18 protein-coding genes are annotated in these 19,509 nt (G+C 73.4%); 11 read left to right on the forward strand and 7 right to left on the reverse strand.

The features are described from left to right. The first annotated feature begins 105 nt into the window (after positions 1–105). The 3 genes from ACZ7EC_RS25880 (at position 106) to ACZ7EC_RS25890 (ending at position 3,452) form a co-directional block, all read left to right on the forward strand. Positions 106–1,494, forward strand: coding sequence for a peptidase C39 family protein (locus ACZ7EC_RS25880; protein WP_471066128.1), 1,389 nt, complete (start codon positions 106–108; stop codon positions 1,492–1,494). Between the two features lie 102 nt (positions 1,495–1,596). Next, entirely contained in the window at positions 1,597–1,737 is a 141-nt protein-coding gene (locus tag ACZ7EC_RS25885) for an SCO1431 family membrane protein (protein WP_471066130.1), read from the forward strand. Between the two features lie 542 nt (positions 1,738–2,279). Further along, entirely contained in the window at positions 2,280–3,452 is a 1,173-nt protein-coding gene (locus ACZ7EC_RS25890; protein WP_471066132.1) for an acyl-CoA dehydrogenase family protein, read from the forward strand. A 350-nt stretch (positions 3,453–3,802) separates the two neighbouring features. Here ACZ7EC_RS25890 and ACZ7EC_RS25895 read toward each other — a convergent pair whose 3' ends face one another. Then, positions 3,803–4,237: a hypothetical protein gene (locus ACZ7EC_RS25895; protein ID WP_471066134.1), complete on the reverse strand. Its 435-nt coding sequence runs from the start codon at positions 4,235–4,237 to the stop codon at positions 3,803–3,805. A gap of 215 nt (positions 4,238–4,452) precedes the next feature. On the opposite strand from ACZ7EC_RS25895, the gene ACZ7EC_RS25900 reads away from it, so the two are divergent. The 4 genes from ACZ7EC_RS25900 to fxsA all read left to right on the forward strand — a co-directional run bounded on the left by ACZ7EC_RS25900 (position 4,453) and on the right by fxsA (position 8,553). Then, complete coding sequence (locus tag ACZ7EC_RS25900) at positions 4,453–4,893, forward strand: Lrp/AsnC family transcriptional regulator (protein ID WP_471066211.1); 441 nt, start codon at positions 4,453–4,455, stop codon at positions 4,891–4,893. A 59-nt stretch (positions 4,894–4,952) separates the two neighbouring features. Beyond that, a complete protein-coding gene (locus ACZ7EC_RS25905; protein WP_471066136.1) occupies positions 4,953–6,542 on the forward strand; it encodes an amidohydrolase in 1,590 nt (529 codons plus the stop codon). A gap of 610 nt (positions 6,543–7,152) precedes the next feature. Next, positions 7,153–7,950, forward strand: a complete 798-nt coding sequence (locus tag ACZ7EC_RS25910; protein ID WP_471066138.1) for a polyprenol monophosphomannose synthase — start codon at positions 7,153–7,155, stop codon at positions 7,948–7,950. 42 nt (positions 7,951–7,992) lie between these two features. Next, positions 7,993–8,553: an FxsA family membrane protein gene (gene fxsA / locus ACZ7EC_RS25915; protein WP_471066140.1), complete on the forward strand. Its 561-nt coding sequence runs from the start codon at positions 7,993–7,995 to the stop codon at positions 8,551–8,553. Between the two features lie 120 nt (positions 8,554–8,673). On the opposite strand, the gene ACZ7EC_RS25920 is transcribed toward fxsA, so the two are convergent. From ACZ7EC_RS25920 to yczE, 4 genes are all read right to left on the reverse strand, one after another. After that, the gene (locus tag ACZ7EC_RS25920) at positions 8,674–9,048 is read right to left on the reverse strand and encodes an RNA polymerase-binding protein RbpA (protein ID WP_003977404.1); all 375 of its coding nucleotides are present in this window, start codon (positions 9,046–9,048) and stop codon (positions 8,674–8,676) included. Positions 9,049–9,326: 278 nt separating this feature from the next. Beyond that, positions 9,327–10,697, reverse strand: a complete 1,371-nt coding sequence (locus ACZ7EC_RS25925; protein ID WP_471066141.1) for an MFS transporter — start codon at positions 10,695–10,697, stop codon at positions 9,327–9,329. 55 nt (positions 10,698–10,752) lie between these two features. Next, entirely contained in the window at positions 10,753–11,520 is a 768-nt protein-coding gene (locus ACZ7EC_RS25930) for a glycerophosphodiester phosphodiesterase (RefSeq protein WP_471066143.1), read from the reverse strand. After that, the gene (gene yczE / locus ACZ7EC_RS25935; protein WP_471066145.1) at positions 11,517–12,140 is read right to left on the reverse strand and encodes a membrane protein YczE; all 624 of its coding nucleotides are present in this window, start codon (positions 12,138–12,140) and stop codon (positions 11,517–11,519) included. The genes ACZ7EC_RS25930 and yczE overlap by 4 nt, the downstream gene beginning before the upstream one ends. 131 nt (positions 12,141–12,271) lie before the next feature. Here yczE and ACZ7EC_RS25940 point away from each other — a divergent pair, with 131 nt between their 5' ends. Continuing rightward, the gene (locus ACZ7EC_RS25940; protein ID WP_471066147.1) at positions 12,272–13,783 is read left to right on the forward strand and encodes an SCO1417 family PLP biosynthesis transcription factor; all 1,512 of its coding nucleotides are present in this window, start codon (positions 12,272–12,274) and stop codon (positions 13,781–13,783) included. A 116-nt stretch (positions 13,784–13,899) separates the two neighbouring features. Here the strand turns inward: ACZ7EC_RS25940 and ACZ7EC_RS25945 are convergent, their stop codons facing one another. Both ACZ7EC_RS25945 and ACZ7EC_RS25950 read right to left on the reverse strand, forming a co-directional pair. Continuing rightward, positions 13,900–15,498, reverse strand: a complete 1,599-nt coding sequence (locus ACZ7EC_RS25945; protein ID WP_471066149.1) for a P-loop NTPase family protein — start codon at positions 15,496–15,498, stop codon at positions 13,900–13,902. 49 nt (positions 15,499–15,547) lie between these two features. Beyond that, positions 15,548–15,742 carry a hypothetical protein gene (locus ACZ7EC_RS25950; protein ID WP_285560985.1) on the reverse strand — a complete coding sequence of 65 codons (195 nt, stop codon included), beginning with the start codon at positions 15,740–15,742 and terminating at the stop codon, positions 15,548–15,550. A 264-nt stretch (positions 15,743–16,006) separates the two neighbouring features. On the opposite strand from ACZ7EC_RS25950, the gene ACZ7EC_RS25955 reads away from it, so the two are divergent. From ACZ7EC_RS25955 to ACZ7EC_RS25965, 3 genes are all read left to right on the forward strand, one after another. After that, positions 16,007–16,399 (forward strand): ankyrin repeat domain-containing protein, encoded by a 393-nt coding sequence (locus tag ACZ7EC_RS25955; RefSeq protein WP_471066151.1) that lies wholly within the window; start codon positions 16,007–16,009, stop codon positions 16,397–16,399. Positions 16,400–16,699: 300 nt separating this feature from the next. Further along, positions 16,700–18,118, forward strand: a complete 1,419-nt coding sequence (locus ACZ7EC_RS25960; protein WP_471066152.1) for a HEAT repeat domain-containing protein — start codon at positions 16,700–16,702, stop codon at positions 18,116–18,118. Positions 18,119–18,301: 183 nt separating this feature from the next. Next, the gene (locus ACZ7EC_RS25965) at positions 18,302–19,468 is read left to right on the forward strand and encodes a glycosyltransferase family 4 protein (RefSeq protein WP_471066154.1); all 1,167 of its coding nucleotides are present in this window, start codon (positions 18,302–18,304) and stop codon (positions 19,466–19,468) included. Positions 19,469–19,509 lie beyond the last annotated feature (41 nt).

Raw genomic sequence — 19,509 nt, forward strand, 5'->3', positions numbered from 1 at the left:
GCATCGCCCCAAGTGCTGGCAGGGGCCCCGCGGCTGCCCCATAGTTGGCGCACGACGTGCACATGATCCAGCCACGACACCGGACACCTGGGGGTAGTCGCGCCCATGAGCAGAGCCCAACAGCCGTCCCGCAGAACCGTCCTGACCGTCGCGGTCGCCGCCGCCGTGGCCGCCACCGCCACGCCCGCCGCGGCCGCCGCCCGGCGGGGCACCGCCACCGCGCGGGCACCCCTCGCCACCGGGGAGACCGGCCTGGCGGGGGCCCGCCCCATCGACTACCACGCCTGGACCACGTACAGCGAGTGGCGCACCGGCACCGTCCGGGGCGCCCGCCCGGTCTCCGGCGCCCGCCCCGGCGTGGTCATCGGCGCCCCCGCGGGCTCCGTCGACTACACCGACCCGCACACCGGCACCACCTCGACCTGGGAATACGCCACCTGGACCGCCCCGCGCCACCGGCTCACCGTCCCGGCCACCGAGGTCGTCGCCTCCTGGAACGCACACACCCCCGACGGCACGTGGATCCAGGTGGAGTTGAGCGGCACGTACTCGGACGGCGGCGACACGCCCTGGTACGTGATGGGCCGCTGGGCGGCCGGGGACCAGGACATCAAGCGGACCTCGGTGGACGGCCAGAGCGACGGCAAGAGCAGCGTCTGGACCGACACCTTCGCCATCGACGACGCCTCCACCGGGCTGCGCCTCGTCTCGTACCGGCTGCGCCTCACCCTCTACCGCAAGCCGGGCACGCGGCTCACCCCGACCGTGTGGCGGCTCGGCGCGATGGGCTCCGACATCCCCGACCGCTTCACCGTCCCGGCCTCCACGCCCGGCCTCGCGCAGGAACTGGTGGTGCCGCGCTACTCGCAGGAGATCCACAAGGGCCAGTACCCGCAGTACGACAACGGCGGCGAGGCGTGGTGCAGCCCGACCTCCTCGCAGATGATCGTCGAGTACTGGGGCGGCCGGCTCACGGCCGGGCAACTGTCCTGGATCGACCCGTCCTACGCCGACCCGCAGGTCGACGCGGCCGCCCGCTTCACGTACGACTACCAGTACCAGGGCTGCGGCAACTGGCCGTTCAACGCGGCCTACGCGGCGACCTTCGACGGCCTCCAGGGCGTCGTCACCCGGCTCGCCTCGCTGACGGACCTGGAGACGCTGATCGCGGCCGGCATCCCCGCCATAACGTCCCAGTCGTTCCTGAGCACCGAGCTGACCGGGGCGGGCTACGGCACCTCCGGGCATCTCATGACCGTGATCGGCTTCACCGCGGACGGCGATGTGATCGCCAACGACCCGGCCTCGCCCGACGACGACGCGGTACGACGGGTGTACCGGCGCCGGGAGTTCGAGAACATCTGGCTGCGGACGAAGCGCCACAACGCCTCCGGCGCGGTCGTCTCCGGCAGCGGCGGGGTCTGCTACCTCTACTTCCCGGCGCATCCGAGCGCCCACCAGATGAAGGCCCTGGCCGCGGTGGGTGTGCGCTGACCATGTGAGCAAGCTCATCGCCGCGCGGGCCGGCGCGGGTGGCAAGGTGGACGGACGGGTGGGGGAGACCGCTCTGCACGTCCGACCTCTGTGAGTACCCGCATGACCGCACACTCCGCCACCGCCGCCCGCGTCCGCACGGGCGGCCCCCGCGACGACGGGCCCAAGATCCTCGAACACCTGGTGGGCTGGGTGCTCGTCGTGGTCACCGCGATGCTGGTCACCCAGCTCGGCCTGCTCTGAACCGGGCTCCTACTCCAGGGACTTGATCAATCCCGGTGCATTGCCGTGCTGGACGCTCCCGTCCCCACCGCTGACGGCCCCCGCCCCCACCAGCAACCCGGCACCGATCACGGCCGCACACACCGCCGAGACCAGCGTCCGCACCCGAAACCGCTGAGAATGCCGCATCGTGCCTCCTCGCATCCGTGAGCGAATCACCCGCACGCGCTGACGCGTCGGTCATGGACCGTAGGAGGACTAGACCAGTAGGTCAACGGCGGGGGAACGGTTTCCGGCCGCGCGGACGGTGTGCCGGCCGCGTTCCCACCCGCCCCGCGGACCCCTCCACGACACCCCCGGCGAGCGCCCGGCTGGAATGTTGGAGTGAGCGGTCGTTAACTGGTGACGGGAGTCCGATGTTCGGGCATACTCAGCGCAGCCGCTGGTCAGCGGGCTTCCGTGATCCGGGGGCGCGCACCGTGGCCGCAACGGAACGATCAGGCGGAGCCGCCCTGACCCGCGGGCCGTGCCGCCGGTTCCCCACCAGGGAGGAGACCGACGCCATGTCCGACCGCGACCCGCAGCCGGTGGAGCGTCAACTGCCGACGGACGAGGCGAGGGACCTGCTCACCCTCGTCCGGGAGATAGCCCGGCGTGAGATCGCCCCGAAGGCCGCCGAGGAGGAGGACGCGGGCCGCTTCCCGCGCGAGGTCTTCACCCTGCTCTCGGAGTCGGGCCTGCTCGGCCTGCCGTACGACGCGGAGCACGGCGGCGGCGATCAGCCGTACGAGGTCTACCTCCAGGTACTGGAGGAACTCGCCGCGGCCCGTCTCACCGTCGGTCTCGGCCTCAGCGTGCACACCCTCGCCTCCTACGCGCTCGCCGCCTACGGCACCAAGCAGCAGCGGGTCGAGCATCTGCCCGCGATGCTCGGCGGCGGGCTCCTCGGCGCCTACTGCCTGTCCGAGCCCTCCTCCGGTTCCGATGCGGCGTCCCTGCGCACCAGGGCCGTGCGGGACGGCGACGACTGGCTGATCACCGGTACCAAGGCCTGGATCACCCACGGCGGCATCGCCGACTTCTACACCGTGATGGCCCGCACCGGCGAGGACGGCCCGCACGGCATCACCGCCTTCCTCGTGCCCGGCGACGCGCCGGGCCTCGGCGCCGCCGCGCCCGAGAAGAAGATGGGCATGAAGGGCTCGCCCACCGCCCAGGTCCACTTCGACGGCGTCCGGGTCGGCGACGACCGCCGCATCGGGGAGGAGGGCCAGGGCTTCGCCATCGCCCTGTCCGCCCTCGACTCCGGCCGGCTCGGCATCGCCGCCTGCGCCATCGGCGTCGCCCAGGCCGCACTGGACGAGGCGGTCGGCTACGCCACCGGGCGACAGCAGTTCGGCCGGCCCATCGCCGACTTCCAGGGCCTGCGCTTCATGATCGCCGACATGGCCACGCAGATCGAGGCGGGCCGCGCCCTGTACCTCGCCGCGGCGCGGCTGCGCGACGCGGGCAAGCCGTTCGCCAAGCAGGCGGCCATGGCCAAGCTGCACTGCACCGACACCGCCATGAAGGTCACCACGGACGCCGTGCAGATCCTCGGCGGGTACGGCTACACCGCGGACTTCCCGGCCGAGCGCTATATGCGCGAGGCCAAGGTGCTCCAGATCGTGGAGGGCACCAACCAGATCCAGCGGATGGTCATCGCCCGTCATGTGGCGGGACCCGAAGCCCGCTGAGCAGGCCCGGACCTAACTGGCCCGGACCGAACTGGCCCGCGCTGAATTGGCCCGTACGCACCGTCGGCGCCGCCAGCCGCACCCACTCCGGGTCCTGGTGGCCCGGCAGGGTGCGGCCGCGGTCGGCCCAGGCGCGCAGCAGCTCGCGGTAGATGGGTGGGTCCTGCACGGCGGCGGACCGGTCCGGCACCGCGGGGTGCGGGACGAGGATGCGCAGCTGGCGCCCGGTGGCCGAGTGCAGGGGTGTCATACCCGTGAGAACGCGGCACCGGGCGGGCAGGTCACCGCCCGCCCGAATCGAGCGTCAGTCCAGCGACGTCCGGCCGGGCGCCGGGTCCGGGGCGCGGGGCTCAGGCGGCCCGGCGACGCATCTCCGGCACCCGCATCGGGCGCGAACCCGGCCCGCCGACGTGCGAGAAGGGCTGCGTCCGCCAGTCGAGACCCTGGGGGAGCGTCAGCAGCAGCGCGGTGTCCTGCTCCTGCGGGGTGACGGTTTCGTCCGCGGGGCGGGCGTCGGCGGCCGAACGGCCCGTGCCCGCGCACACCGTGAGCCCGAACGGGTTCCACGGCGAGGCGCACAGCGCGTGCTCCGGCAGCACTTCCTCGTCCGCCAGCAGCGCGATCGGCTGGGCGCAGTCCGGGCAGATCACCCGGTATATCTCCAAGGTGTCGTAGGCGTCCAGCTCCTCCTCGAAGGCGTCGGGTTCGACGCCCTCCGGCTCGGGCTCGACGACCGGCTGCTGGCGCTTGGACGCGGATCGACCAGGGCGCTTGACACTCTGCATGGGATTCTCCCCCTAAGGCTGGGCCGTGAAAGGCTCGGCGGCCACGACCACAGCAAGCACTTCCCGCCCGCTCTCGGCGGTAATCACGAGAACATCACGGAGCCTGTTCGAACGGTGTGGCGTTCGTCACATGCCGCGTGCAGATGACCATACTGCCGTCCATGGAGGGCCGTCGGCTGTCCGAGAAGATCGAACGCCCTGTAGGTTTTGGCGCCATGGAGGAGCTGGACCGTCAGATCGTGCAGCTGCTCGTCAAGGACGGGCGGATGAGCTACACAGACCTGGGCAAGGCCACGGGCCTGTCCACGTCGGCCGTGCACCAGCGGGTGCGCCGGCTCGAACAGCGTGGCGTCATCCGCGGCTACGCCGCGGTGGTCGACCCGGAGGCCGTCGGGCTGCCCCTCACCGCGTTCATCTCGGTGAAGCCGTTCGACCCCAGCGCCCCCGACGACATCGCCGACCGCCTCGCCGGCGTCCCCGAGATCGAGGCCTGCCACAGCGTCGCGGGCGACGAGAACTACATCCTCAAGGTCCGCGTGGCCACCCCCCACGAACTGGAGGAACTCCTGGCCAGGCTGCGCAGCCTGGCCGGGGTCTCGACCCGTACGACGGTCGTCCTCTCCACCCCGTACGAGGCCCGACCCCCACAGGTCTGACGGCACCGCCGCACGCCCCCGATGCAGCGCCTCCCGCCATCCGGGGGAAACTGTCGCCTATGAGCGACCGCACCCTCCTCCTGCGCAACGGCGATGTACACAGCCCCGCCGATCCCTTCGCCACCGCGATGGTCGTGGAGGCCGGCCATATCGCCTGGGTCGGGTCCGAGGGCGCGGCGGATGCCTTCGCCGACGGGGTGGGCGAGGTGATCGATCTCGACGGGGCCCTGGTCACGCCGGCCTTCACCGACTCCCATGTGCACACCACGGCCACCGGCCTCGCCCTGACCGGCCTGGATCTGTCCGCCGCCCCCTCCCTGGACGCCGCCCTCGCCCTGGTCCGGGAGTTCGCCGCCGCCCGCCCGGCGGACCGCGTGCTGCTGGGCCACGGCTGGGACGCCGCCCGCTGGCCCGGTGGCCGGCCGCCGGCGCGCGCGGAGCTGGACGAGGCCACCGGCGGACGCCCGCTGTACCTCTCCCGCATCGACGCGCACTCGGCCGTCGTCACCACCGCCCTGCTGGACATGGTCGGCGGCGACCTGCCCCGTGCCGACGCCCCCCTGACCAGGGACGCCCACCACGCCGTCCGCGCGGCCGCCTTCGCCGCCATCACCCCCGCCCAGCGCGAGGAGGCCCAGCGCGCCGCGTTGGCCCACGCCGCCTCCCTCGGCATCGGCTCGGTGCACGAGTGCGGCGGACCGCAGATCTCCTCCGAGGACGACTTCACCGGCCTGCTGGCGCTCGCCGCCACCCTGCCCGGCCCCCGCGTCCTCGGCTACTGGGCCGAGCAGGACGTCGACAAGGCCCGCGAGCTGGGCGCGATCGGCGCCGCGGGCGACCTCTTCGCCGACGGCGCCCTCGGCTCGCACACCGCCTGCCTGCACGCGCCGTACGCCGACGCCGACCACAGCGGCACCGCCTACCTGGACGCCGACGCCATCGCCGCCCATGTGATCGCCTGCACCGAGGCGGGCCTCCAGGCGGGCTTCCACGCGATCGGGGACGCCGCCGTGACCTCCGTGGTCGACGGGGTGCGCGCCGCCGCCGAGAAGGTCGGCCTCGCCCGCGTCCGGGCCGCCCGGCACCGCGTCGAGCACGCCGAGATGCTCACCCCCGAGACCGTGGCCGGCTTCGCCGAGCTGGGTCTGATCGCCTCCGTGCAGCCCGCCTTCGACGCGCTGTGGGGCGGCGAGGACGGCATGTACGCCCGCCGTCTCGGCGCCGAGCGGGCCCGCACCCTCAACCCGTACGCCGCCCTGCTGCGCTCCGGCGTCCCGCTGGCCTTCGGCTCCGACAGCCCCGTCACCCCGCTCGACCCCTGGGGCACGGTCCGCGCCGCCGCCTTCCACCACACCCCCGAGCACCGTGTCTCCGTGCGTGCCGCCTTCACCGCGCACACCCGCGGCGGGTGGCGGGCGATCGGCCGGGACGACGCGGGCATCCTGGTGCCCGGCGCCCCCGCCGACTTCGCCGTGTGGCGCACCGGCGAGCTGGTCGTGCAGGCCCCCGACGACCGGGTGGCCCGCTGGTCGACCGACCCCCGCTCCGGCACCCCCGGACTGCCCGACCTCACTCCGGGTGCCGCGCTGCCCCGCTGCCTGCGCACCGTGGTGGGCGGCCGGACGGTCTTCGTACGGCCGGGCGAGTGATCTCCGGGGGCGGCGCGAGGGCCGCCCCGTGACCGTGCCTTGGCGCGCGACCTGCGCATCCTCCGTACCGCTTCCCGAGCGGCGCTGAGAACACACAGGTCAGAGCGCTGTTGACAGTCGGACGCGGAAGGCCGGTAGGTTCGTCCGAGTCCACCACCGGACGCCCGACCGGGAAGCGTTCGCGCATCTTTCCGCCGCGCCGCTGGGTCAGGGGACGGCGCCCCGCACCGGGGTGCCGCCACTGGCAGCCAGGCTCAGCGCCCGCGCCGGCGGGAGAGCGTTCCAGCCGGTCGGCCAGGTGTGACCCCGGATGGGGCCCGGCCTCAGTAGACAACGGCTCTCGGTCGATCCGCAGCCAGCGGGTCCCAGGTCGGCCCGAAGGGCGCCGGGCCCCCATCCGCAGCACGGTGGAGGCAACCCATCCGGGTTCGGAAGCATCCGAACAGTCGGAAGAGGAAAAGAACGTGGCGCGAACGGGCCGGGAACATCCCGAAACACGCGTTCTTACCCCACTCTTGTGCAATCGACACCACCATAGGGACGAGCTGTCACGTCTACCCAGGCGGCGGCCACTATGGTGGACGCCTGCGTACGACCAGAAGGGGCAGCAGTGAACGACGGCGACGGGACCCTCGCGGCCAAGGCCCAGGGGAGGCAGTTCGGTCCGCTTGGCACGGCCTTGGTGATCATCCCGACCTACAACGAGGCGGAGAACATCAAGACCATCGTCGGCCGGGTGCGCAAGGCCGTCCCCGAGGCCCACGTGCTGATCGCGGACGACAACAGCCCCGACGGCACCGGCAAGCTCGCCGACGAGCTGGCCGCCGCGGACGACCACGTCCAGGTCATGCACCGCAAGGGCAAGGAGGGCCTGGGCGCCGCCTACCTCGCGGGCTTCCGCTGGGGCCTGGAGCGCGACTACGGCGTGCTGGTCGAGATGGACGCCGACGGCTCCCACCAGCCCGAGGAGCTGCCACGGCTGCTCACCGCCCTCAAGAGCGCCGACCTGGTGCTCGGCTCCCGCTGGGTGCCCGGCGGCCGGGTGGTCAACTGGCCCAAGTCCCGCGAGTTCATCTCCCGCGGCGGCAGCCTCTACTCCCGGCTCGCCCTCGATCTGCCGCTGCGCGACATCACCGGCGGCTACCGCGCCTTCCGCGCCGAGACCCTCAAGGGCCTGGGCCTGGACGAGGTCGCCTCGCAGGGCTACTGCTTCCAGGTCGACCTCGCCCGCCGCGCGGTCAGGGCCGGCTACCACGTGATCGAGGTGCCGATCACCTTCGTGGAGCGCGAGCTGGGCGACTCCAAGATGAGCAAGAACATCCTGGTCGAGGCGCTGTGGCGGGTCACCGCCTGGGGCGCGGGGGACCGCATCGCCAAGCTCACCGGCAAGGACAAGCGCACCTCCTAGCCCCTTATCCGGCGCTGAGCCGGCGCCAGGCACACTGGGTGTATGACGACTGGCGCTCCGACCTCCCCGTACACCGCCCGGCCCCGGCGCTCCCGGCTGCGCAGGTATCTGCCGCTGGGTGTCGCCGCGTGGCTGGTGCTGGAGATCTGGCTGCTGACCCTGGTCGCGGGCGCGGCGGGCGGCGAGACCGTCTTCCTGCTGCTCGTGGCCGGAGTGGTCGCCGGTTCGGTGGTGATCAAGCGGGCGGGCCGACGCGCCTTCCAGAACCTGAACGAGGCGCTCCAGCAGGGCGGTTCCCCCAAGCGCGGCGGGGGCAACGGACTGACGATGCTCGGCGGCCTGCTGCTGATCATTCCGGGCATGATCTCCGACGCCCTCGGCCTGCTCCTGCTGCTGCCGCCGGTGCAGAAGGCGGTGAGCCGGCGCGCGGAGAACACCCTCGGGAAGCGGCTGCGGGCCGCCGCGCCGGGCAGCCTGGGCGACGCCTTCCAGCAGGCTCGGATGCACCGGCCCGACGGCAAGGTGGTGCAGGGCGAGGTCATCCGCGAGGAGCGCGCCGACCGCCCGGACCCGGACGAGCGGCGCCCGCCGCTGACCCGCTGAGACGCCCCGCCGCCGAGACCCCCGCGGGACCCCGGAACACACGAGACCGCGGGCGCCGTACGTCCCTGAAGAACGTACGGCGCCCGCGGTCTCGTGTCTGTGCGCTGTGCGGCGTGCCCGCTATGCCGACTTGCGGCTGTCACGGGGGTGAACGGCGATGTTCATCGCCCCCGAACGCAGCACCGCCAGGCGCTCCTCGAGGACCTCTTCGAGTTCCTCGCGGGTGCGCCGCTCCATCAGCATGTCCCAATGGGTGCGCGCGGGCTTGGCCTTCTTCTCCTCCGGGCCGTCGCCGTCCACCAGGAGTGCCTGGGCCCCGCAGACCTTGCACTCCCACTCCGGCGGGATCTCCGCCTCGACCGAGAAGGGCATCTCGAAGCGATGACCCTTCTCACATGCGTACTCCACGGCCTGGCGCGGGGCCAGGTCGATGCCGCGGTCCGTCTCGTAGCTGGTCACCACGAGGCGCGTACCGCGAAGAGCTCGCTCACTCATGAATCGTGCCTCCCGGGCTTGTCGCCCACAGGACAGGTGTCGCTGTCGTCGTCATCCGGTCAACGTCCGGTCGGCGGTAAAGATTCCCGTTCCGAGTCCCGTTCCGGGTCATGCGTCGCCGTCGTAGCCGCCCCTTGTTCTACCCACAGGCGCCCGGTTTGTCACATCTGCTAGCAGATGTCACCCAGCGTTTCGGCATCTTTGACGCGCAGTAACGGTACGCCTGGCAGGCCAAACGCGTACACTACCGCCCTTTCGTGCCGAGCGCTAAATCGGCGCTAGATCTTCTCCGGTACCGGGTTCCCCGCCGCGGCGATCGCACGCCGCACCGGAACCCGTGCGAGCAGCGCGAACCCGATGACGAAGAAGGCCACCAGGGAGATGATCGCCGAGCGGTAGCTGCCGGTCAGCTGGTACGTCACGCCGAACAGCATCGGACCGAGCCAGCTCATCCCGCGGTCGCTGAGCTCGTACGCCGAGAAGTACTCGGCCTCCTTGCCCGGCGGCACCAGATGCGAGAACAGCGACCGGGACAGTGCCTGGCTGCCGCCGAGGACCATGCCGATGCCGGCGGCCAGCAGGAAGAAGAACACCGGTGCCTTCGCGGGCAGGAAGTACCCGGCGGCGAGCGTGACCGTCCAGGCCACCAGCGAGCCGAGGATGGTGCGCTGGGCGCCGTACGTGCGCGCGAGGCGCCCCATCGCCAAGGCTCCCCCCACGGCCAGCACCTGCACCAGCAGCACCGCCACGATCAGCGTGGACTGCCCGAGCCCCAGCTCCTGGGAGCCGTAGACGGACGCCTGCGAGATGACGGTCTGGATGCCGTCGTTGTAGATCAGGTACGCCAGCAGGAAGGACAGCGTCAGCGGATGCCGGCGCATGTCCCGCACCGTGGCCGCGAGCTGCCGCAGCCCCGTCGACGGGACCCCCTCCGGCGCGGCGTCCGGCACCCCCGCCGCCCGCGCCCGCCGGTCACGCAGCAGCCGCAGCGGTACGACGGTGAAGGCGCCCCACCACAGCCCCGCCGAGGCCAGGCAGATGCGCACCGCCTGACCCTGGCTCAGGCCGAAGGAGTCGTGGGCCGAGTACAGCACCAGGTCGGCGACGAGGACCATGGCGCCCGCGCCGTAGCCGAACGCCCAGCCGCGGGAGGAGACCGCGTCGCGCTCCTCGGGCGGGGCGATCTGCGGCAGATAGGAGTTGTAGAGCATCCCGCCGACGGCCGCCGAGGCGTTGGCCACGACGAGCAGCGCCCCGCCCAGGAGATACCGGTCGCCGTCCAGGAAGAACATGCCCGTGGTCGCCGCCGCACCGGTGTACGCCGCCGCCGCGAGCAGCGGCTTCTTACGGCCCGTACGGTCGGCCGCGCTGCCCACCAGCGGCATCGCCACCACGGCCAGGACCACCGACAGGGACACTGCGTACGCGAAGTACGACCCCGCCCGCACCGGTATGCCCAGCGGGTGCACATAGCCGCCGGAGTCCGCCGCGTGCTCGGCGACCGAGGTGAGATAGGGGCCGATGAAAACGGTCAGGACGCTCGCCGAATAGACGGAGTACGCCCAGTCGTAGAAGTACCAGCCTCTTTGCTGGCGCCGGAGGCCGGCGGTCTCGTCCGCCGCCCCCGCGCGCACGGTGTCGGTCCCCATCGTGCCCTCGCTTCCGCTCCCCTGCGAAGGCAAGAGCGGGCGGTGACCGGTCGGCTCAGACCCAGACCCCGCGCTCCTCCATGACCTTGCGCAACGTGTCGATGTGATCGGTCATGATGCCATCCACACCCAGGTCCAGCAGCCGGTGCATGTGCTCCGGTTCGTTGATCGTCCAGACGTGGACGTGCAGCCCGCGCGCGTGGGCGGCGTGGACGAAACGGCGGTCGACCACCGGGACGCCCGACTGGGCCTGTGGCACCTGCGCCGCCACCGCCGAGCGGCGCAGCGCCGCCGGCAGCCCCCAGGAGCGCAGCCGCAGGCCCAGCACCCCGCGGGTGCCGAAGGAGGTGGCCAGGCGTGGCCCGGCCAGCCGCTGGGCGCGCAGCACCCGTGCCTCGGAGAAGGAGCCCACGCAGACCCGGTCCCAGGCGTCCGCGCGCTCCAGCAGTTCCAGCAGGGGCCGCAGCGCCGGCTCCGCCTTGACGTCGACGTTCCAGCGCACCTCGGGGAAGGTCTCCAGCAACTCCTCGAACAGCGGCACCGGTTCGCGGCCGCCCACCCGCGCCCGCCGGACCTCGGACCAGGGCAGCTCGGCGATGCGGCCGGCGCCGTCGGTCACCCGGTCCAGGGTCGAGTCGTGGAAGGCCACGAGCCGCCCGTCCGCCGTGGCGTGCACATCGGTCTCGATGTAGCGGTAGCCCAGTTCCACGGCGCGGCGGAACTGCGCCACGGTGTTCTCCACCCCGTCGGCGGCTCCGCCGCGGTGGGCGAAGGCGAGGGGGCCCGGATGGTCGAGGTAGGGGTGGCGTATCGCGGTGGTCACCGACGCAGTATCGCCCCGCGGGGCGCCCTTCCGGCAACGACCGTGCTGCCGCCCGATGGCGCCGGCAGGGCGAACACCCGCAGGAAGAACTGGGCCAGCGGGCCGATGGACAGGGCGTACAGCACGGTGCCCACGCCGATGGTGCCGCCCAGCGCGAACCCGGTGGCCACCACCGTCACCTCGATCACCGTGCGCATCAGCCGGATCGAGCGTCCGGTGCGCTGGTGCAGGCCGGTCATCAGCCCGTCGCGCGGGCCCGGCCCGAAGCGCGCCGCGATGTACAGGCCGGTCGCCGCGCCGTTGAGCAGGACCCCGGCGAGCATCAGCGGGACGCGGACGGCGAGCGAGTGCGCCGGCGGCAGCAGCGCGAGCGTCCCGTCCAGGGCCAGGCCGATGAGAAAGACATTGGAGACGGTGCCGAGGCCGGGGCGCAGCCGCAGCGGGATCCACAGCAGCAGCACCGCCGCCCCGACGATGATCGACACCTCCCCGATGCTCAGCCCGGTCCGCCGCGCGAGCCCCTGGTGCAGCACCCCCCAGGGCTCCAGACCCAGGCCGGAGGCGACGAGCAGCGCGGAACTGACGCCGTACAGCGTGAGTCCGGCGTAGAGCTGGACCAATCGGCGTCCTATATGTCCGGAAGTGGACACAACATACCCCCCTGGGTAGTGATAGTGGCCTGACGCATGACACTCTGTGGCGTGGAGGGAAGCTCCATCCATGGCCAATCCGGGGAAGGTGGACTGATCTTATGGCGCAGTGGACCTCGGCGGTGGGGGCCGCGCAGCTCGCCCGGCTGCTCACCTCTCAGCAGGATCGCCCCGCCGGACCCGGCAGCCGCCGCCCGCCCGCCTACCGGGCGCTGGCCGACGGCATCCGGCTGCTGGTGCTGGAGGGGCGCGTCCCGGTCGCCGCCCGGCTGCCCGCCGAACGCGAACTCGCCCTCTCCCTCTCGGTCAGCCGCACCACCGTCGCGGCCGCCTACGAGGCGCTGCGCGGCGAGGGCTTCCTGGAGTCCCGGCGGGGCGCGGGCAGCTGGACCGCGGTACCCGCCGGGAACCCGGTGCCCGCGCGCGGTCTGGAACCGCTGCCCCCGGAGGCCCTCGGCTCGATGATCGACCTGGGCTGCGCCTCCCTGCCGGCGCCCGAGCCCTGGCTGACCCGCGCGGTGCAGGGCGCGCTGGAGGAACTGCCGCCGTACGCGCACACGCACGGCGACTACCCGGCCGGGCTGCCCGCCCTGCGCGCGATGATCGCCGAGCGCTACACCGCGCGCGGGATCCCCACCATGCCGGAGCAGATCATGGTGACGACCGGCGCGATGGGGGCCATCGACGCGATCTGCCATCTCTTCGCGCCCCGCGGCGAGCGCATCGCCGTGGAGTCCCCCTCCTACGCCAACATCCTCCAGCTGATGCGGGAGGCGGGCGCGCGGCTGGTGCCGGTCTCCATGGCCGAGGGGCTCGCGGGCTGGGACATGGACCGCTGGCGCCAGGTCCTGCGGGAGGCGGCGCCGCGACTCGCCTATGTGGTCGCCGACTTCCACAATCCCACCGGAGCGCTGGCCGACGAGGACCAGCGGCGCCGCCTGGTGGACGCGGCGCGCGCGGCCGGCACGGTGCTCGTCGCCGACGAGACCATGAGCGAGCTGTGGCTGGAGGACGAGCTGGCGCAGGGGCGGATGCCGCGCCGGGTGTGCGCGTTCGACCCCGCGGGCTCCACGGTGATCACGGTGGGCTCGGCCAGCAAGGCGTTCTGGGCCGGGATGCGGATCGGGTGGGTGCGGGCGGCGCCGGACATCGTGCGCAGTCTGGTCGCGGCGCGGGCGTACGCGGATCTGGGGACGCCGGTGCTGGAGCAGCTCGCCGTCAACTGGCTGTTCAGCACCGGAGGTTGGGAGCAGGCGGTGGCGCTGCGGCGGGCGCAGGCGCGGGAGAACCGGGACGCGCTCGTCGCCGCGCTCCGCCGCGAGCTGCCGGACTGGGAGTTCTCCGTCCCGCGGGGCGGTCTGACTCTCTGGGTCCGTGCGGGCGGCCTCTCCGGCTCCCGCCTCGCGGAGATGGGCGAACGCACGGGCGTCCGGGTCCCCTCCGGCCCGCGTTTCGGCGTGGACGGCGCGTTCGAGGGGTACGTCCGGCTGCCGTTCACCGTGGGGGGAGCGGTCGCGGAGGAGGCGGCGGTACGACTGGCCGCGGCGGCGCGACTGGTGGAGACCGGGGGGACGGGCGCGGCGGCGGAATCACCGCGGACGTTCGTGGCGTGAACGCCGGGTGAGGAGTGATCCCCGAGCGTGCGACCCCGCGCCCGGCTTCGCTCACGCCGCGGGTGGTGCGGTCGGCGCATCGGACCTGCCCGCTCTCGGGTGAACCCGCCGGTCCCTTACTCGGCCGGTACCGGCTCCGGTTTGGTCAGGTCGATCAGGTCGGGGCGGGCCGGTTCCTGGCGAGGGGGCAGGAGATCGAGCACCGCCCGCCGGTCACCCTCGCTCGTCGCGTCGTCGTACGGATCCGGCGTCCGCGGCACCTGGAGCCGGTGCACCGGGCCGTGGCCCAGCCGGGCGTACCCCCGCCCCGGCGGCACCTGCGCCGGCGGCGTCGTGCGCGGCGCGGCCCCCAGCACCGCCTCCAGCTGTCCCACCGTCGCGGGCCCGAGGGCGACGCGGGCCCGCGTGTGCTGCCGTACCGCGTCGCTCAGCGCGTCGAGGCCGTCGTACTGCTCGGCGACGACGACGGTCACGTTCGCCGCCCGGCCGTGCCGCAGCGGCACCTGGAGCAGGGCCTGCGGATCCTCGCGGCCGTCCACCTCGGCGAGGTGCGCGAAGACGCTCGGCCGGTCGAGGAGCAGCCACAGGGGGCGCCGGGTGTCGCCGGGCGGCGGGTCGCCCGCCTGCCGGGCGAGGTTGATAGCGACGAGCCGCCGCTCGGTCTCCCGCGCGGCCCACTCCAGGCTGGTCAGCGCCCCCGGCAGCGCGCACTCCACGGCCAGCACCCCGTCCCGGCCGGTCAGACACGCGTACTCGCCGGTGCCCCCGCCGTCCACGATGAGGACGTCGCCGTACGGGAGCGCCTGGAGGGCGAGGGAGCGCAGCAGCGTGGACGTGCCGCTGCCGGGCTGGCCGACCGCCAGCAGATGCGGCTCCGTGGAGCGGGTGCCGGTGCGCCAGACGACCGGCGGGACGTCGCGGGGTTCCTCGTACGAGTCCCCGTAGTCCCCGAAGGAGAGGGGGAGGGTGCGCTGCACCTCGCCGGGATCGGTGAAGCCGAGCACGCTCTCGCCGGGCGCGGTCACGAACCGCTGGGCCACGATGTCGGCGGGCAGCGGTGGCAGGGCGGTCACGGTGAGCTGGTTGCCCTCCTCGTCCCATCCGAAGCGGTACTCCCGCCCGCGCCCCGCCTTCGCGCTGAGCACCCGCTCGATCCGGGCGCGGGCCTCGGGCTCGCCGTCCGGGAAGTAGGCGGGGTAGCGCAGCACCAGCTGCCCGACGCGCCCCGCGCCGTCGAACTCGTGCGCGGGGAAGGCCTTGTCCCAGTCGCCGCCCGGCGCGTACAGCGGCGCGGGGTCCTCGGGGACGGAGAAGTACGGCACCAGCGCCTCGTACAGCGCCTGGAGCCGCTCGGCCTGGGACTCGTCGGGGCCCTCGGGCGCGGGCGGGGTGCGGTCGCGGCCCAGCCAGGCCGCCGCCGCCATCACGGTGACGACGGCGAGCAGCGGCCCGTACGGCGCCAGCGCCACGGCGAGGACCACGCAGGCCACCAGGAACAGCAGGGGCCCGCGCCGGTCCTTGGGGGTGGCGGCCCATCTCTGCCGCCCCGCCACGGCGAGCAGGCGCAGCCCGCGGGAGAGGGTGATCAGCGGATGCAGGACGTCGGTGGCGCTGTCGGCCGCCGTCCGGGCCAGCTCCCGGCTCCTGGCCAGCTGCGTCCGGGCGAGCTGCGCGCCGTCCTTGCTCAGAATGCGGGGGAGGGGGCGCCGGGCCACTGCTGTCTCCTGGTGGTGCGTACGGGCGGGGCGTCGTGCGGGTCCGGCGTCAGAACTTGATGCCGCCCAGGAGGCTGGCCAGGCTCTCCCCGCCCGCCTTGATGCTCGGCGCGATGGCCGTGCTCGACAGGTAGAACCCGAACAGCGTGGACACGCAGGCGTGCGAGCCCTTGAGGCCGTCCTTGCGGAAGTAGAGGAACATGACGGTGCCGAGCAGGACGACGCCTGACATGGAGAGGATCATTGGGGTGCCTCCTGGTGTCGAGGGGGACAGTCACCATCAGTGCTTCCAGGATCACAGAATGTGCCTATACGACAAAGAGCGCAACCGGGTGAATACCGTGACTATTCGCCCGAGCGGTGGAGCCGGTACGGTGCCCGCGAGCAGGGCACTTGCGTCCGAGGCCGCCCGTAGCGATCTTTACGTCGGGCACAACGGGTCATGTGAGGCGCGAGCCAGTACCCTTGCGGTTCACCTGAACGGTTGTAATGAGAGGCGGTCCGGCCGATGAGCGAAGCCCCCGACCCCGAGGTCGTGGAGCTGGCGACCAAGATCTTCGATCTGGCCCGGCAGGGGCAGACCGAGGCACTCGTGGCGTACGTCGACGCGGGCGTTCCGGCCAACCTCACCAACGACCGCGGGGACTCCCTGGTGATGCTCGCCGCGTACCACGGCCACGCGGACGCGGTGCGCGCGCTGCTCGCCCGCGGCGCCGAGGCGAACCGCGTCAACGACCGGGGTCAGACCCCGCTCGCGGGTGCGGTCTTCAAGGGGGAGACCGAGGTCGTCAAGGCTCTCCTGGAGGGCGGCGCCGACCCCGCCGAGGGCACGCCGTCGGCCGTCGACACCGCTCGCATGTTCGATCGGACCGAGGTCCTCGAACTGTTCGGCACCAGCTGACGCAGGGCTTCTGACCAGCTAAGACACGGAAAACGGGGGAGGCGGTACAGGGCCGCCGGAAATACGGTCGCGGCAGCACACACCGCGGGTCATCATGACGACGTGATTCACGGTCGCGATGGCTGGGCAAGTGTTGCCGCACCGCGCGGGCCGTGATGCGGTCCGCATGGGCCACCGACGAGAGGCAGAGAGAAATGGGTTGCAGCAAGCAAGAGACGGCGGGCGCTCCGACGTTGTGTCACGCGGCCAGGTAGTGCGTGTTCCCCGGTTGCGTCGACGCTTGATGTGAGGCTGTTTCCCATGTTCGATCCGGTCATAGCGCCCAGCGGTACGCTGCTCGGCCTGCTCCAGCGGGGCCGCGGCGACGGCACGCTGCACGCGCTCACCGCCCCCCGCGCGGAAGCGCTCGCGGCCCTGAACCACTGTGTGCTGCGCGATCCCCGCCACGACTGGCAGGTGGAGAACCGCTCCCTCTATTACGCCCGGCTCTTTCTCGACCTCAACGGCGAACTGGACGCCGTCGAGGCGCACCTCTTCGACCCCGAGGACCACCTCGACACGGACGAGTCCCGCACCGGCCTGGCCCTCGCGGTCCTCGGCCACCTCGCCTCCTACGGCCGCCGGGACGCCCTCGTTCTGCTGCGCCGGTACGCCGCCCGGGGCGCCAACTGGGCCTGGGCCCTGGACGAACTGGCCCTGCGCGACGACGACGCGGGACTGCGCGCCCTCGCCGCCCCGGTGCTCGCCCGTTTCCCCGCCGACTCCGAGGGCGAGGCCGAGCTGGCCGCCACCGTGCGCGACGCCTTCGAGCCCCGGCCCTGGCGGCTGTGGGCCGAGGACCCGCGCGACGGCATCGGCGGCCGGGTGCGCGCCGCCCACGAGACCGGGAGCTTCGACCGCTGGCAACGGCAGATGCGGCCGGCCGGGCCCCGTCCCGGCTGGAGCGTGGGCGCCGTCTTCGACTGGGCGCAGCAGGGCCTCGACCGGGGTGCCGCCCGCCATGTGCCCGCCGCCCGCTGCCTGGTCGCCGTGGCCGGGCCCGAGGACCGGCCGGAGATCCTCCTGGCCGCCCGCGCCGGCACCGACGGCGCCCGCTGCACCGCCCTGCGCTATCTCGCCGACGGCAACGATCCCGAGGCGCTCGATCTCCTGGAGGCCGCGGTCGCCGACGGCACCGCGGTCGTCGTGGAGGCCGCCGTCGACGCCTTCGAACGGATGCGCAGTATCGCGGCCGTGGACCGCGCGCGCCGCTGGGCGCAGCGCCCCGACGTGCTCGGCGCCGCCGCCGGCCGTGTCCTCGCCTGCCGCGGCGGGGCCCAGGACGGCCCGCTCGTGCTCGGCGCCCTGCGCGAGGCCGTGCGCGGGGAGGGCCCCGACGCGCCCACGCTGTGGACCCTGGTCGACGGCGCCGGCCGCCTCGGCATCGCCTGCGCGGCCCCCGTGCTGCGCCACGTCTACCGGGAGACCGCCTCCTCCCACCTCCGCGGCCGCGCCGCCCGCGCCCTCGCCGCCACCGACCCCTCCTTCGCCACCGGCTTCGCCGTCGAATGCCTCTGGGACTGCGAGGAGACCACCCGCGAACTCGCCGCCCGGCACGCCGAGACCGGCGACAACCGGGTCGTCGAACGCCTCCGCCGCCTCGCCGCCGACCCGGCCGAGGAGGACGAGGTCCAGACCGCGGTCCGCAGCCGCTTCGGACCGGACATGACGGCGGGCTGACACGAGAGGCGGGCCGACGAGCCTGGCTGTCGCGCCCGCCTGCCGCGCCCGCCTGTCGAATCGGGCCGAGGAAGGGTGCCGGGAGGGGCCCGCGCAGCCGCGGAGCGCAACGCTCATGGGACGTTCCCCGTGCGGAAAGATCGACGTTGACGCGGGCACGTCCGGCGTGGCGACAACACCCGTATGCGTGTCGTCATCGTGACCGAGTCCTTTCCCCCCGATGTGAACGGCGTGGCCCACTGCGCGCACCAGACCGCCCGGCACCTCGCAGACCGCGGTCACCAGCCGCTCGTCGTCGCCCCCGCCCCCCTGTCCTCGGCTCCGCTCGGACAGGGCGGTGCCCCCGCCGGCGCCGACACCGGGCCGGACACGGACGCCCCCTGTCCGGTCGTCCGGATCCCCTCCCTCCCGCTCCCCGGCTATCCCCAGGTCCGCGTCGCCCTCCCCAGCCGGCGCCTGGCCGCGGCCCTCGTCACGCACCGCCCCGATGTGGTGCACCTCGCCAGTCCCTTCGTCCTCGGCGCCCGCGGGATGGCGGCGGCCGCCCGGCTCGGCCTGCCCGCCGTGGCCGTCTACCAGACCGACCTCGCCGGGTACGCCCGCACGTACATGGGCGCCGGAGAGGCCGCCGCCTGGCGCCGTATCCGCTCCGTGCACGGCGCCGCCGATCGCACCCTTGCCCCCTCCAGCGCCGCCCTGGGCGATCTGGAGACGCATGGCGTGCCTCGGGTGCGGCTGTGGCCGCGGGGCGTGGACACCGTACGTTTCCGGCCGGACCGCCGGGACGAGGAGCTGCGCCGGGAACTCGCCCCGGACGGGGAGCTGATCGTCGGCTACGTCGGCCGGCTCGCCCCCGAGAAGCACGTCGAACTGCTCGCCGGTGTCTGCGCGCTGGACGGTGTCAGGCTCGTCGTCACCGGCGACGGGCCCAGCCGCGCCCACCTGGCCGAGGCGCTGCCCGGCGCCGCCTTCCTGGGCCGCCGTACCGGTGACGACCTGGCGCGGATCTTCGCCTCGCTGGACGTGTTCGCGCACACCGGCCCGTTCGAGACCTTCTGCCAGACCGTGCAGGAGGCCATGGCCAGCGGCGTTCCCGTCGTCGCGCCCGCCGCCGGCGGGCCGCTTGACCTGGTCGACCACGGCCGTACCGGCCTGCTGGTGCCGCCGGGCGACGCCGAGGCGGTCCGGGACGCCGTGTGCGCCCTGGCCGGGGACCCCGCGCGCCGCGCCGCGTTCGGCGCCGCCGCCCGCGCCCTGGTCCGGGACCGCACCTGGGCCTCGGTCGGCGACCGGCTGATCGGACACTACGAGGACGTGCTCGCCGGGCGCCGGATGGCGGTCGCGGCATGAGCGGCACGACCGGCGTGACCGGGACGACCGAGGCGAGTGGC

This window comes from Streptomyces sp. NPDC037203 (assembly GCF_055605065.1).